The sequence below is a fragment of the Bradyrhizobium sp. IC3123 genome (genome assembly GCF_020193625.1).
Lineage (GTDB): Bacteria > Pseudomonadota > Alphaproteobacteria > Rhizobiales > Xanthobacteraceae > Bradyrhizobium > Bradyrhizobium yuanmingense.
On the sequence record NZ_JADYVF010000014.1, the window covers coordinates 97,567 to 112,329 of the forward strand.

15 protein-coding genes are annotated in these 14,763 nt (G+C 57.3%); 1 reads left to right on the forward strand and 14 read right to left on the reverse strand.

Annotated features, from left to right (window positions below):
- Positions 1-30: 30 nt before the first annotated feature.
- Positions 31-267: a NifU family protein gene (locus I6F20_RS31870; RefSeq protein ID WP_306469170.1), complete on the reverse strand. Its 237-nt coding sequence runs from the start codon at positions 265-267 to the stop codon at positions 31-33.
- On the reverse strand, positions 267-587 hold the full coding sequence (locus tag I6F20_RS31875; RefSeq protein ID WP_225129572.1) for a HesB/IscA family protein: 321 nt from the start codon (positions 585-587) through the stop codon (positions 267-269). Before I6F20_RS31875 ends, I6F20_RS31870 begins: the two co-directional genes overlap by 1 nt.
- A 263-nt stretch (positions 588-850) precedes the next feature.
- Between I6F20_RS31875 and I6F20_RS31880 the strand changes: the two genes are divergently transcribed.
- Positions 851-1,441, forward strand: a complete 591-nt coding sequence (locus I6F20_RS31880) for a hypothetical protein (RefSeq protein WP_225129648.1) — start codon at positions 851-853, stop codon at positions 1,439-1,441.
- Positions 1,442-1,449: 8 nt separating this feature from the next.
- On the opposite strand, the gene I6F20_RS31885 is transcribed toward I6F20_RS31880, so the two are convergent.
- From I6F20_RS31885 to sufD, 12 genes are all read right to left on the reverse strand, one after another.
- Entirely contained in the window at positions 1,450-1,845 is a 396-nt protein-coding gene (locus tag I6F20_RS31885; protein WP_225129574.1) for a Rieske (2Fe-2S) protein, read from the reverse strand.
- 478 nt (positions 1,846-2,323) lie between these two features.
- On the reverse strand, positions 2,324-3,163 hold the full coding sequence (locus I6F20_RS31890; RefSeq protein ID WP_225129576.1) for a host specificity protein: 840 nt from the start codon (positions 3,161-3,163) through the stop codon (positions 2,324-2,326).
- Between the two features lie 893 nt (positions 3,164-4,056).
- On the reverse strand, positions 4,057-4,353 hold the full coding sequence (fdxB, locus tag I6F20_RS31895; protein ID WP_225129578.1) for a ferredoxin III, nif-specific: 297 nt from the start codon (positions 4,351-4,353) through the stop codon (positions 4,057-4,059).
- Between the two features lie 12 nt (positions 4,354-4,365).
- Entirely contained in the window at positions 4,366-4,566 is a 201-nt protein-coding gene (locus tag I6F20_RS31900; protein WP_225129580.1) for a CCE_0567 family metalloprotein, read from the reverse strand.
- A complete protein-coding gene (locus tag I6F20_RS31905; protein WP_225129582.1) occupies positions 4,563-5,039 on the reverse strand; it encodes a NifX-associated nitrogen fixation protein in 477 nt (158 codons plus the stop codon). Before I6F20_RS31905 ends, I6F20_RS31900 begins: the two co-directional genes overlap by 4 nt.
- Before the next feature lie 6 nt (positions 5,040-5,045).
- Positions 5,046-5,441 (reverse strand): nitrogen fixation protein NifX, encoded by a 396-nt coding sequence (nifX, locus tag I6F20_RS31910; RefSeq protein ID WP_225129584.1) that lies wholly within the window; start codon positions 5,439-5,441, stop codon positions 5,046-5,048.
- Entirely contained in the window at positions 5,438-6,847 is a 1,410-nt protein-coding gene (gene nifN / locus I6F20_RS31915) for a nitrogenase iron-molybdenum cofactor biosynthesis protein NifN (protein WP_225129586.1), read from the reverse strand. The genes nifX and nifN overlap by 4 nt, the downstream gene beginning before the upstream one ends.
- Positions 6,848-6,856: 9 nt before the next feature.
- Positions 6,857-8,503 carry a nitrogenase iron-molybdenum cofactor biosynthesis protein NifE gene (gene nifE / locus I6F20_RS31920; RefSeq protein WP_225129588.1) on the reverse strand — a complete coding sequence of 549 codons (1,647 nt, stop codon included), beginning with the start codon at positions 8,501-8,503 and terminating at the stop codon, positions 6,857-6,859.
- Between the two features lie 95 nt (positions 8,504-8,598).
- The gene (gene nifK / locus I6F20_RS31925) at positions 8,599-10,155 is read right to left on the reverse strand and encodes a nitrogenase molybdenum-iron protein subunit beta (RefSeq protein WP_225129590.1); all 1,557 of its coding nucleotides are present in this window, start codon (positions 10,153-10,155) and stop codon (positions 8,599-8,601) included.
- Between the two features lie 66 nt (positions 10,156-10,221).
- On the reverse strand, positions 10,222-11,724 hold the full coding sequence (nifD, locus tag I6F20_RS31930; RefSeq protein ID WP_225129591.1) for a nitrogenase molybdenum-iron protein alpha chain: 1,503 nt from the start codon (positions 11,722-11,724) through the stop codon (positions 10,222-10,224).
- Between the two features lie 465 nt (positions 11,725-12,189).
- Positions 12,190-13,437 carry a cysteine desulfurase gene (locus I6F20_RS31935; RefSeq protein WP_225129593.1) on the reverse strand — a complete coding sequence of 416 codons (1,248 nt, stop codon included), beginning with the start codon at positions 13,435-13,437 and terminating at the stop codon, positions 12,190-12,192.
- A complete protein-coding gene (gene sufD / locus I6F20_RS31940; protein WP_225129595.1) occupies positions 13,434-14,756 on the reverse strand; it encodes a Fe-S cluster assembly protein SufD in 1,323 nt (440 codons plus the stop codon). The genes I6F20_RS31935 and sufD overlap by 4 nt, the downstream gene beginning before the upstream one ends.
- Positions 14,757-14,763: the final 7 nt, after the last annotated feature.

A 14,763-nucleotide genomic window follows, 5' to 3' on the forward strand; every position in this document is an offset into this window, starting at 1 on the left:
CAACCAGCCGCGCCTGAATGCCTTCCAGCGTCACCCGCGAAGTCTACAAACCGTGCAGGCACCGGTCAGCGTGACCATGATCCTGCTGCTGCCATCGATGCCTATCAGCTGACAGTCGCCATCATCGCGTGGCAGATTGGGGCGTATCTCTTCGAGAGCCCCGCGAATGCGACGCTTTAGGTCTGTCGCAGTGGACGACGATTGCCTCAGTTGTTCGGCCGGCATGCTTCGATATGTCCTCTTCATCAGCTGAACGATTTTTTTCATCAGCTGAACGATTTTCCGCAGGAGCAGTTCGCGGTGGCGTTCGGGTTGTGAAAGGTAAAGCCAGAACTCTCCAGTGCCATCACGAAATCGATGGTCGTGCCGACCAGATGCTCACGGCTCTTGTTATCGACGAACACCTTCAACCCGTCGCATTCGATCACGGTGTCGTCAGGCTTCGGTTCCTCGGCCAGGCCCATCTTGTATTTAAATCCATTGCAGCCGCCTGCTTCGATCATGACGCGCAGACCGCCGGTCGGGTGCGCCGACGATGAAATCGCGCTCTTGATTGCATTCACTGCGCTGTCCGTCAGGTTGATCACGGCTTTCCCTCATCAGCTTGGATCTAGCTGTTAAGGGCAAGTCACGTGCCAGCGCGCAGGCGCTTGATGATGCGCACTTTTTCGGACCGCGCCTGTTGACTTTGGAACCGGTGTTGGGTTCCTGACACGACTAGGCGCGGCCCCCTGACGCGTTTTCTTTCTAAGCTACGCGCGGGCAGCTACGCATGCAACGGCAAGCAATTTGCATCGCATCTGGCACCGGCCAAGGCGTCGGTGAAGAGCTTAGATCGAGGACGAATTTAATGACTGCAATCGAGAACACCGCACTCGGCAGATTTGAGAAGGAGGGCCGCCTGCTCAACGCCGTACTCAAAGGCGCGACTACCAAGCCGGGCCGGTTCGGCTTTCGTGGCGACGTCGCACTGAAGTTCCAGACTCAGGTCGCCGACGAGAAGCGACCGCCGGACTATTCGATCGAGCAGGTTCTGACGATCGCGCAGGACGGAGAACGCACTATTCCGGTGCTGGCCGGCTACCTACACTCCTTCGCGTATCTTGCTGACGTCGCGACCGTCCTTGACGGCGCCTTAAGCCCAACCGGCAGCTACTTCATGTTTTGCAACAACATCGATTTGCTGGCGAAATATCGAATCAAGTTCGGTGATATCAACTTTCACGTCTTGCCCTGCGATGAATCGACCGTTTGGAAGGAGATGATGGAGCTGGTCGGGCTCAACAAGGACGACATCAAGAAGCTCGATCCGGGCGGCAAGCTTGATTACCTCCTCGATGCCGCAAAGGATCTCGATCTGTCCTATGAGGAGATCTCTTACGACGGCGGGCTAAAGAGGATGGAGCCGGTGAAAAACCGCAACGAGAACCGCCCGGTCTGAGGCGGTCTTCAGTTGTTTGGCGATGCATCGTCTTCGACAAGACGCACGCCGAGGACACAGATATCACCATCCAGAACTGCCAACGCGATCGGCGTGAGCGCTCTACCCTGACATGGACCTTCGACGCACCGCCCGGTGCCGAGTTCGAAGGTCGAACCGTGCTTGCCGCACATCAGCCGGATGCCGCAAGGATCCAGGAATTGGTTCTGCTCCCAATCCAATTTGACGCTGTTGTGCGGGCATTTATTGACATAGCCAAGCACTTTTTTGCCCCAGCGCACCACAATGATGGACCACGGCCGGTGATTGCCGTCATCTTCAACGACCATAAGATGGAATCCCATGGCTTGGCGGCTCGGAATGTCGTTAAAGCCGCAAATTGCATAGATGGGATTTGGCTGCATTCATACTCGCTTATTGCAAGGCGCTTTTCATTGCGTTGTGCAATCAACGTGCAAGAAGTGTGCAAGTGCCTGAGCGGATCGTGTCTGTGGTAATCCAATGCGCAAGCTTATTGCAGCTCACCCCATTACCAACGCACAATTAGGCCAGTTCGTTCGACGATTGGGCCGTGCTGCCCTTCCATGAAGCCCGCCCAGCTACAGCTTTCGGCTTCAAGCATTCTGCACGATTTGCCGGATAGCTACATGCGGTGGCTGGTCGTTGCTGCTCGTTGATGGCCACGGCCGTGGCAACCCCGTTAGGGCCCCTCGGATCGCCTATCCCCCGCGAGCATCGTAAGAGCCTCGGAGAGGGGCTAGACGGTCGTTTCGGCCGCCGGGGCGACGCTGCGAGCGTCGCCCCTTGAAGTAAGACCATTGCGTCCGCTATAGAACGGTCGAAAGCCCATCATTTCAGGCCCGGTGCTGCTATGCAGCCAATTTACTCGAGGGGCATTCGCCTAAGAGCGCGCTCCAGGTAAATTGAAGCGCCGTCGTCCGAGGAATCCGAGTCGTAGCTTCTCTGAGGACCGACATCACTGCCCCCAGCTTTGGAAAGATACTTCGTAGGCTTGTCTACACGCTGCCACTTGTCATTCTCGTTCTTCGTCCACACTTCGGGATTTTGGTGAGGATCAAGCACCCAGTGGTTACGGCCCACGTGAACAAAACCCATGTCCGCAAGGCGGGGTTCCATGCCTGGTAAGGCCGGCCTCGACATGATCAGCGGATGGTCGCCGTCCTCTCGCAGTAGATGTTGTAGCAAGATGTCGCCAGCGTTCTCGACAAGCGGATGAGTTACCCTAAGATCTACCACGGACGTGATATCGTTCCGCCCAAACTGTTGTTGAAATTGGTCTCCTTTGATCCGAACCGGGCCTCCTGCTCTTAATAGCCCGACAATTTCGTCGCCCAACCGGTAGCTGTAAAATCGTGCTGGCTTATTTGGATCGTCGTAGGTGTAGGCGTAACTTCCAGCAACGGTTGCTGCGCGCTCAGCCTTCTGGGAGACGAAATCTGAGTATTCCTGTGGGTTCTCGGCGATCTGCATGATATCGCTGCGCAAGAACCTCTCGACTCCTCTCCTGAAGGTTTCGCGGTCGGGGATCTCTCTAATGGGCGGTTCGGAAACGAGAGAGTATGACGCCGCTGGTTCGGATGACGACCCACTTGGCTCCATCCCTGCAACTGTTTCCGCAAATCGGGGACTATCTCCCGCTTCTGACGAATCGTCATTACCGGTTGTGAACTGGCTGGATGAGCCAACGATTCTGCCATACATCAGACCGCTCTCCTATGAGAAAAGTTGCACGCAATCGAGCTCGCCCACGCGCGGCTCTGCCTGCGAGGATAGAATTCCTAGCTGACCACAACCTGACCAAAGCACTCAGCGTTTACACGTGGCTACCCCGCGCAGTCTGCGCGTAGCTGCGACTAGCCGCGATCTGTGGGTGGAATCGCACGTAATATCGGCGGCTACGATCCGTCGAAGAAACCGATGCTTATGATAATGACTTGCACGTTCCTATTAGCAGATGGGTTACCCCGCCCGACCACGTACATCGACCCATGAACCCGCAACGAGAATTAGAGACCTGCGTGCCAATTGTTCCGCGTCCTGATTTTGCGATGTGCGCTCGATGCCCATGTGGGGCAGCGAAATGTCGTCCCCGCTGGGCGTGTGCAAAAGACCAACTAAGGTGTTCCCGGCGCATCCCGTCCCTGTAGAATCGACCATCTAGGCAGACACCATTGTCCACGATCGGCGGCGCGGCGGGAACATAAGCTTCTCCTGATCCGCAAGCAGACATGCACAGGATCCGCTCGGATCAAATCGCCAGATGTAGTGGCTAACTGCCTTTCAAAGTAGACTCCTCGGCCTCAATCATGACAGGCTTCAATCCACCTAGTGCGGCGCGAGGCGCAGCTCGCCTCCTACGAATACGCGAACCTTGGGGACGAGTGGTTCGTGAGCAACGGATATTATGCCGGCATGACATAGCCCGAGGCGCCAACCATCGCCTCGGTAATGCTTACGCTTTCGCCGCTCGATCTTGCTATTCGATGCTTGGTCGACATCCTTCTGGCATGCCGTCCTCACCTGAGTTCACCTGATCACAATTGCGCCTTGCCTCACGTATATCTCGCCTGCCACAACAGGACGAGTGTGTTCGCTCACGCTGCTTCAGGTACCGCCAAAGTGTGCGTCTGGCAGTTGGCCGGGCAAACCCTGGCGCATGCACCGCAGCCGATGCAGGCGCCTTGATCATTCAGAACCATAATTTTCTTTTCGATCTCATCGTCCTCGTCGTCGAGGTCGACAAGTTCGCCTCCCTCACCGATTCCTTTCAAAGTCATGACATCTCGACCGCACACCTTGAAACAGCGGCCACAGCCGATGCATTTCTTTGCATCGATCGTGATCAAGTATTGTGGCGTCCAGTCGCGTCCGTCTCGTGTTTGGAACGACATGCATTGCCCCTTTTAAGTATTCTCTAGCGCCTTCAAGGCGAGACTCTCGCGCTCAAGTTCGGCATAAGCATCGTACGCCTTCTGCGCGACCACCATGATCGAGGTCCAGTTGATGGGCAATTCTTCCGAAAGGTCGTGCAGATCCAGCTTGGCCTGTATCGCCTTGGCGGACACTTTCCTTAGTTCGGCCTTCAGTGTTTCACGATCGCTCATGAATATCCCCAATAGTTCGCCACGTCCGGAAATTTCCGAATCAGGCCGATTCCGTCGCTGACACATTTGTCGCCCTGCTGCGCGAGCTTCACCAAACTATCAAATCCGAAGCGATACACATCGCGCAGCTGCTTGTTCACGGCGATCAGACGGCCTGAGATGAGCACCATGCGGGCGAATCCTTCATGATGCAGATCCAGAATCGGCTGGGTCATCGCGCCGGTCTCCCTCTCGATCGAGAGCGCGACCGCATCGAAGAAAAGCTTAAGCCGCCACAGTGGATCGGGATCAGGATCACCGATAATCGGCAATGCGCGCCGTTTCTCCTTGTCCAGAATATAGAGTTCGAGCAGATCGAGATCGCTCCTCGCCTCCAAGGCTCCGTTGGTGTCCTGAGCACGCCAAACCTTGATCAACTCCACGAGGAACGGCGCGTCGGCGGCGTTTCCCTGCTGCTCTATTTTAGCGGTCATATCACCTCATTCGTCGAACTCGAAGGTTCGCCGTCGGTCTTTTGCCATAGCCTTGCGTAGCCAGGGAGGTGGCGTGCCCTTCAGTACGCGCTCGAGTTTCTCGAGCAACACCAGAATGCTTTCTGGCTTGTTCACCTTGATAGGATGGATCTTGTTGGCGACCACTCGCGCAGCCCCAGCACCGCCAATGGCGCCGACGTAAAGGATTGCGCAATCCTTGATTGCGTCGATCTTGGGCGCCAACTTGTCGTCGTTGCCGTCTTCCTTTAGATCGCCCTCAAACTCAACCGCTTTGAGAAACACGTGCCCGCTAGGCGTGACATCGTAGATCGCGATATTCTTTGCCCAACCAAAATGGGCATCGACGCGTTTCAGGTCCTGAGTGGCAAACGCGACCTTCATGCACTCGACCTCTCAGCTGCGCCGGTGGAACTGCGATATCCCGAGCATCGCGGCGATCCGGCCGCAGTTCGCCATTTGTCGGGCGTAGGCCGATCGTTCTCCTCACGATGCGCGATCACGAGATTGGCGATATCGAAGACCAGATTGCGGGTACCACGATAGCCCACGGATAGTTGGTGTCCCGCACCAAGTCGGTCGAACATCGGAAAACCCGTACGATAGAACGGGACTTTCAGCCGAGCAGCCGCTTGCCTGCCATGCGAGTGCGTGATCAGCAGGTCGCAATGCTTTGTTTTGGCAAGCCCTTCCAGATCCTCGAGATCGCCAATGAGTACCTCCTTGGTCTTAATCCGCTCGATCACCCCCGACTGAGTGGTCGTCACGGCCGCCGTCACCTGCGCGCCCATATCGTGGAGCATGCCGGATAGATCGAACAGGAGGTCTGGCTCAGCGCCGATCGCAACTTTGCGACCGCCAATATGGAAGTGCGCGTCCAGCATTGCATCGGCGAGCTGACCGCGCTGGCGCCGATACTTCAACGGTATGGGGCGACCGCTGATCTCGCTCAAGAACGTCATGAATTCGTCATTCGGACACAGGCCACACAACCGCTCGAAGACACGAAAAGGCACGCCGGTCTTGCCCTGCATGACCTCTGCCGCCCGCTGCATCTGCGCGCCGATCGCAATTGTCCACCCGGCGCGGCCCATGCTCGCAATTTCGTCGACGCTGATGCCGCCGATGGTCGTTGGCGTAAACTCATCGGGGATATGCCCATCGAGCGATCCCGCCAGATCAGGGAGGAAGGACGGGATCAACCCGAAATCCTCCAGTATGACACGGAGTTCATCAAGGTCGCCGGGCGTGAGGTGACATCCCGGCAGAACATTCACCTTCGATGGATCCCGCAGGCCGCTGGCGTTGGGCCCTTCCACCAGCACCTCCACAATGCGCGCCACAGCCTTTTCCCAGCCGTCCTGGAACGCGCCCTTGAAATCCGGCGTCGAGACATACACCAGTGGCAACTTTGCGAGTTGCGGATGATTGCTCCGGATTAGCTTGAGGTAGGCATCCACATCGTCGCCGTTGGTCTCGGTGATACCGGTCGAGCAGATTCCGATGATCTTTGGCTTGGTTCGGTTATAGATGTTCAGTATAGCGTGCTCGAGATTCTCATAGCCGCCGAGTACGGTCGCGACCTCGCTCATCGCGGTGGTCTGCAGCGGTACTGCCTCTTTGAAATGCCGGACAAAGAGCGTGAGACCGAAGGATGTGCACCCCTGGGAGCCGTGCAGAAGCGGCATCGCCCCGCGCAGCCCCATGAACGCGAATGCGCCGCCGATCGGCTGACTCATCTTCAGCGGGTTGACAGCGCACGCTTTTGTCGGCGCCGTGACGATTGCCATGACGCCTCGCTATTCTGCGGCCTGTCGCATGGCAGATGGTTCGGACACCAAGATATCTTCGATGCGTCTTTGGCAGCAGCCACCGACCGCATTGGTATGCTCTCTGACCGCTGCGACGCTCTTCAGGCCGTGCGCATAGATTGCATCCTCAATCGTGCCCAAATCGACTCTGTTACACACGCAGATCTTCCTCGCGCGGCGCGCGGTTTCGGCGAGCGCCGGATCGCGGGCGATCGCGGCCATCGGCGATTGTATCTGCACCATCGCCTTGGCCAATGCTTCCCATGGTGCCGGTCGACGTAGCTGCTCCCACATCGGACTGGAGAGCGAATTATCGATCTCCTCCACCAGCTTGACCATTCCGACATAGCCCATATAGGCGTGGCAACGCTCCTGGTTGATATCGAGCCAGGGCATCGCCGCTTTCAGCGCGACGAACTGCGACTTGCCGCCCGATAGCATGATGTCCGCTTTTGCGTCCTTCAACATCTTATACATTTCGCGCGGCGTCATGTCCTCGATCATGTGGGCATCCTGCCCCATGAGCTCCTTGATGCGCTCCTTGTCCTTCCTGGTTGATTTCTTGACGCTGGTTCCGACTAATTCAAGCCCTGCTTCCTGGAGTGCCGCAACGACCGACCACGACTTGACGCCGCCGGTAATCAACAAGGCCTTCTTACCTTCGAATCGCGGCTTGTACGGCTCTATCGCAGCCCACGCCCACGCTTCCTCGCGCGCGATCACTGCTTCGGTGCGCCCGAGCAGATCTGTCGGCGCGCCGCGTTCAACCAATAAGCGGGCAAGCTGACGCAGCGATTCGCTCGAATCTTGAATACCGTAGAACGACCCCTCGAAGAACGGGATCCCGTAGCGTTGCTCCATCTTGCGTGCGACGTTGATCATGGACTTTGAGCACACCAACATCGCCGCCCGCGCGCGATGAGATGACGCGACTTCGCGATATTTGCCATCCCCGGAGATGCAGGAGAGAATCCGTACTCCAAGCTCGTCTAGCAATGGCTTCACTTGCCAGAGCTCTCCCGAAAGGTTGTATTCCCCGATCAGGTTGATGTCATACGGCGTGGTATAGTCCGGTTCTTGCGTCCCGATCACATACTCGAGCAAGGCCTCGCCGGCGAGCTTGTTACCGAGGTTCTTCGAGCCGACGAAGCCCGGCGAATTGATCGGGATCACCGGCTTTGCGAACCTTTGAGATGCTGCCTTACAGACTGCGTTGATGTCGTCGCCGATCATCGCCGGAATACAGGTTTGATAGACGAAGATGGCGGGCGGGTCGCACTTCTCGATGATCTCCTTGATCGCTTTGCAGAGCCGCTTCTCGCCTCCGAATACAATATCGGTTTCGCTCAAATCGGTTGTGAATGCAGTGCGCCACAGATTCGCGCCGGACGACGCCGCGCCGCGATTGTCCCAGGAATTTCCTTCGCACGCGATCGGACCATGCACCAAGTGAGCGACGTCGGTGAACGGCTGCAACGCAATCTTGGCGCCATCGAAAGCGCAGCCGCCGGCAGCGCTACCCGGCTGCAGCTGTTTGGTGCAGCCGTTCTTGCGTTCAGCCTCCGACTTACTGCCGTTCTTGGCGCAGCCCGGCTCGTCGAAAATATTCTGGAGCGTGGCCGCTAGTGAATTCATCCTTTTTCCTCTCAGCGCAAACTAATTGCGTGGTCAACCCTCGTGTGCTTGTGTCATTTCAAGTGCTTTGGCGATGGCACGCGCACGGTCGCTCATCAACGAATGATATCGAAACTGTAGTCAGTTTTGCCAAGAACGTTTGTCTTCTTGTCCATCTCATCGAAGATCTTGTCCAGGATCTTCACCAGCACATTCAAGCCGCCCTGATAGCCCCACAGGGGGGAGCGGTGATGATGATGCCGATCAAAAACGGGAAAGCCGATGCGGATCAGTGGCGTTCCAGTATCGCGCTCCAGATACTTGCCATAGGTGTTGCCAATCAGAAAATCGACTGGCTCGGTGAACAGGAGTGAGCGCATGTGCCAGAGATCTCGGCCCGGATAGGCTTGGCAGCCCTGCCCAAATGGCGAGCTTGCAAGCAGCACCTGCATTTTTTCGTGCCACGCCTTGTTGCCGTTGGTGGACAGCACATGGGTCGGTTCGGCGCCGAGTTCGAGCAGAAACCCAGCCAACCCATAGCAAAGATCCGGATCGCCATAGATCGCGAACTTCTTGCCATGGATATGCGCGCTGGAGTCAGCGATCGCGTCGACCAGGCGGCCACGTTCTCGCGCGAGTTGCTCGGGAATCTCCTTGCCGCTGATGCGTGACAGCGCCAGGATAAAGTCATCCGTTGCCGATAAGCCCACGGGGTAGTTGAAGGATACGACGTCCTGTCCATGCTCAGCCACGAATGGCAGCGTTTTTTCGGTGCACCACTGCTGCATGGAGATTGTCGCCTTGGCGTGAACCGCGTTGGCCGCATCTTTCAGGGTCGTGCCTCCGTCATACATCCGGAACTCGCCGTCTGTCGGAGTATCGAAAACGTCAGAATTGTCCGCTAGAATCGTGTGCTGGATGTCCATTAACGCCAAGATGCGCTTGATCTCGCGAAGGTTTCCGACGGTATAGCCATCGAACCCACCAATGATGTTGATCGCCCCGTTCTGCTTGCGCTCCAGCTTCGGCGCTGTTCCGGCCTTACCGTCCCAAAAATGCTCCAGAATGCCCTTGAGCGCATTGTCATAACCGGTAACGTGGCTGCCGACGAACGCTGGCGTGTGGGCGAATGGCACGTCGAAGTCTGCCGGAACCGAGCCTTTTTCTTTCGACGTCTTGATGAAGGCGTTGAGGTCATCGCCGATCACCTCGGCCATGCAGGTCGTCGAGACCGCAATCATCTTGGGCTTGTACATGTTGTAGCTGTTCGCGAGCCCGTCGATCATGTTGTTCAGGCCGCCAAATACGGCAGCGTCTTCCGTCATCGACGAAGAGACGCAGGAGCTAGGCTCCTTGAAGTGCCGCGACAGATGGCTGCGGTAGTAAGCCACGCAACCTTGAGAGCCGTGGACGAAGGGCAGCGTGCCCTCAAAGCCAACAGAGGCGAATACGGCGCCAAGCGGCTGGCATGCCTTGGCCGGATTTACCGCTAGCGCCTCCCGCGCAAAGTTCTTCTCGCGATATTCGGCCGTTTTTGTCCATTCCTTGATACGCTCGACCTCGGCGGGATCGCGAGGATTCTCGAATATCTTCTTCTTAGCCAGCATCTGCTGGTATTCTGGACCGCGGAACAGCTCGAGATGATCGAGCACGTGTTCGGCACTCTGCGCCATTGTTGAAATCCTTCACTATCGAGGTTGGTGTCGCCCCGGCTTTCCCAAAGAGCGAGATAAGTTGATTTATTCAGCAGCCAGGAGCTTCGCCCTCGAAGCTTGATTCCAGGGGGCCTTCGTTTTCTTCCAGACCGGCGAGTTGATCGCCATGTCCATGTCGCGCGCAAAGATCGCAAAGCCGTCATAGCCGTGATATGGGCCCGAATAGTCCCAGGAGTGCATCTGCCGGAACGGCACACCCATCTTTTGGAAAATGTACTTTTCCTTGATACCCGAGCCGACGAGGTCAGGCTGGAGCTTTTCGACGAAGCGCTCGAACTCATAGCCATTGACGTCATCGTAGATGAGCGTGCTGTCCTTTACGTAATGCTGAGCTGTGCGCTGATAGTCGTCGTTGTGACCGAACTCGTATCCGGTGCCAATGACTTCCATCCCGAGGTCCTCGTATGCACCAATCACATGACGCGGACGGAGCCCGCCGACGTACAGCATCACCGTCTTGCCCTCCAGGCGCGGGCGATATTTTGCGATCACAGCGTTCACCAGCGGCTGGTACTTTTCAATCACCCGCTCGGCGCCTTCCTTAATCTTGTCGTCGAAATAGCCCGCAATCTTGCGCAGAGACTCTGCGATCTTTGAAGGTCCGAAGAAGTTATACTCGCACCAAGGGATACCGAACTTCTCTTCCATGTGGCGTGAGATGTAGTTCATGGAACGGTAGCAATGCAGAATGTTGAGCTTTGCTTTCGGGGTTGCCTCGAGCTCAGCCAGAGAACCGTCGCCGGACCACTGCGCGATCACCCGCAGGCCCATCTCCTCCAGCAGAATTCGTGATGACCAGGCGTCGCCGCCGATATTGTAGTCTCCGATGATCGCAACATCGTACGGCGTCGGCTCAAACTTTGGTTTGCCATCCGGCTCGAGCTGGTCGAAAATCCAATCGCGCACCGCGTCGTTGGCAATGTGGTGGCCTAGTGACTGCGACACACCCCGAAAGCCCTCACAACGGACCGGCACGATGGTCTTGCCGCCATATTCCTTGGATTTCGCTCTTGACACGGCCTCGATGTCGTCACCGATCAATCCGATCGGGCATTCCGATTGGATCGTGATGCCGTTGTTGAGTGGAAACAGCTCCTGGATTTCGTCAAGAATTTTGACCAGCTTTTTGTCGCCACCGAATACGATATCCTTTTCCTGGAAGTCGGAGGTGAACTGCAGGGTCACGAAGCTATCGATGCCCGTCGTGCCAACGTAATAGTTGCGTCGCGAGCCCCACGAATACTGACCGCAGCCGACCGGGCCATGGCTGATATGAACCATATCCTTGATCGGTCCCCAGACCACCCCCTTTGACCCTGCATAGGCGCAGCCTCTGATCGTCATCACGCCGGGTATGGATTTGATGTTGGACTTCACCCCGCAGTCTGATTTGCCGGCTTGGTGAACGTTGAGGTGCTTGGCACGCCGTTTCGCGGTTTTCTCCGGATAGACCTTCAGCACCTCCTCGATCAGCTCTTTGTTGCGAGCCCTGATTTCTGCGATGCTCTGGGTCGTGGCGAGACTCATCTGATGTCCTTCAAAGGTTAGCTGTTGCGAGGGCGGCTTCTTGCCAAGACTTCTGCAACCAGCATGCCAGCATCTCGTGAGCACAAAAAACAGAGCAATCAAAATCGCTTAGCGCGCCTCGTGCGGTGATAGGGGGTGTTGTTGCGAACCCGACATCACGCTTTGGGCAGAGAACTCTTGGCTTGGCCCTGTTCGAAATGGAACAAGGGCTGGTTATGGGTGAAATTGCCCGCCCAATACTCGAGCGTGTCCGCGATCGCAATACTCTGCAATCGGCGCTCGCCGAAAGCGGCCGAACAGGAAGACCGGCTGCAAGGCCGAGTGGCCTACACAGGCTCGCCAATGCTATCTATGCCTGCTGAGATCTACAGGTGCTTACGTGCTACGATGACGATGAGGTGCATGACCTCATGCTCCAGATCTCAATGCGAGCTGCCTCGCCACCCGGCGTCGTAGGCTCGCCGATCACGATAACAGCTGCCGCGCCTTGATAAGCGCACGCACGAGCACATCAATCTCTTCACGTGTATTGTAAAGTCCGAGTGACGCACGGCACGTCGCCAGCACGCCGAAGCGCTTGAGCAGCGGCATCGCACAATGGGCCCCCGCCCGCATCGCTACACCAGCGCGGTCGACGACGGTAGCAATATCATGGGCATGCGTACCCTTCATATCAAAGGAAATGATCGGCCCCTTCTCGGCCGGGGTCCCGATCATGCGCACGAAGTTGATGTCCGTCAGCCTCTCCTGCGCGTAAGCGAGCAGTGCGCGCTCGTGCCTGCGGATTTGCACCTTGCCTATTGAGTTGATGTAATCGATAGCCGCCCCTAAACCGATGGCTTCGACGATCGGCGGCGTACCCGCTTCGAAGCGATGTGGCGGATCACCATAAATGACGCCGGAACGCGAGACGTCGCGGATCATCTCCCCGCCGCCATTGAAGGGCGGCATCCATGCCAGATGCTCAGACTTGCCGTAAAGCACACCGATCCCCGTCGGACCATAGAGCTTGTGGCCCGTCATGACGTAGAAATCGCAATCAATGTCGCAGACGTCGGCGCTCAGATGGACGCATCCTTGCGAGCCGTCGACCAGCACCGGGATACCACGAGCATGCCCGATCCTCACCACGTCTTTCACCGGCAACACCGTGCCGAGCACGTTCGACATTTGTGTGATTGCAACCATCTTGGTGCGCGGGGTCAGCAGTCGCTCAAAATCATCGAGCAAAAAGTTTCCGTCATCATCCACTGGGGCCCATTTGATCACTGCACCGAGTCGTTCCCTGAGAAGGTGCCATGGCACAATGTTGGAGTGGTGTTCCATAATCGAGAGAACGATCTCATCACCCGCGCTAATGCGTTCACGGCCAAACGTCTGCGCCACCAGATTGATTGCCTCCGTGGCGCTCCGGGTGAAGATGATCTCTTCGTTTAAATGCGCGTTCACAAACCGCGCCACCTTGGCACGGGCGTCTTCATACGCCTCCGTCGCCGCGTTAGCGAGGTAGTGCAAGCCGCGATGAACGTTGGCATATTCGCTGGAGTACACCTGCGTCATACGGTCAAGCACCGCGTTGGGCTTTTGCGCGGATGCAGCGTTATCGAGGTAAACAAGCGGCTTGCCGTACACCGTCATGGCGAGCGCAGGAAAGTCTGTACGCAGACGGTTGACCTCGTAAATGCCATTGCTCACGGCGGTATGTGCGCTCATCGCCCCGCCTTTAGCCAGTGTTCAGCTTGCGCCGTCACAAAATCGCGCAGATTCTCGGAAGTGATCTCCTCAATCGACTCGCCAACGAACGCTTTAATCAGCAACATCTGCGCATCCTTCTCTGATAGCCCCCGGGCGCGCAGATAGAACACGAGAGTGTCGTCCAGCGCACCCGATGTCGCTCCGTGGCCGCAGGTCACGTCGTCGGCCAAGATTTCGAGTTCCGGCTTGTTGTCGACCTCGGCCTGGTCGGATAGGAGCAACGCTCGCGTCGTCAGGGTGGCGTCCGTTTTCCGGGCGGCGGGACGAACGATAATTCGGCCCTGAAACACCGAGCGACCGCAATCGTCTACGACCGCGCGGAACTTCTCCCGACTGGTGCAATGTGGCATGGCGTGGTCGACCACGACCGTTGTGTCCGCGTGGAGCTTGTCCCTGATGAGATTAACCCCATTCGCCGAGAGCTTGGTTCCCTCGCCGGCCAGCGTGATGAATCCCTGATAGCGGCTGATGGAGCCGCTGCAGGTCATGCTGAAGAGGTCGAGCTTAGCCCTGGCGCCGACTGCGATGATCGCCGACGAGATGTTCACGGCGTCAGAGGCAGCAGCTGCCACGCGGATATACGAAAGGCTCGCCTCGTCACCAACCAGGGCGATTATCGCATCGTTGGCTTGATAGCCACTCGCGCGTTCAGCCGGGACGAAACTTTCTACGATGGCCGCATGCGCTCCTTTACCGAGTTGCAGATAGCAACGTGTAAAGGTGGACACCGACAGTCCGGTTGCGACGTGAACGATTTGAATTGGACGCTCCACCGCATTGCCGTCGGCGACCGTAATCACCAAGCCATCTGTCGCCATTGCGGCGTTGAGCGCGATCGCCGAGTCGCTCGTCGTCGACAGCACCAGACCGGCCATGCCCCCAGTAGCCGAGTTCTCCAGAACCTCTCGCAGCGACCGCACAACGACTTCGTTTTCCAGCCTGCCGAGATCGGATAGCTCCGGCGCGAATATGCCATCCACCAAAACCAGTTTGACCGCCTGATCGGCAGCCACTTGCTTGACCGAGACCTTTGCGCGCACCAGCGCCTCCGCATCCGGCCGCGGAGCGAGTGGCAGCACCTCGCTGATCAGGGCGCGCAGATCTGTGTATTTCCAATCCTCCATGCGCCGATGCGGGAGGCCGGTACGCTCGTAGACCTCGAATGCTCTCGCCCGTATTTGGGGGACAGGGCCTGCACCAGGCAGCCGTCCACGCGCCGCAGCGAAAACATTGCCCATTGCGCGTTCGGCGTCGGCTTTGACCAAAACCTGCTTCATCGGGAAG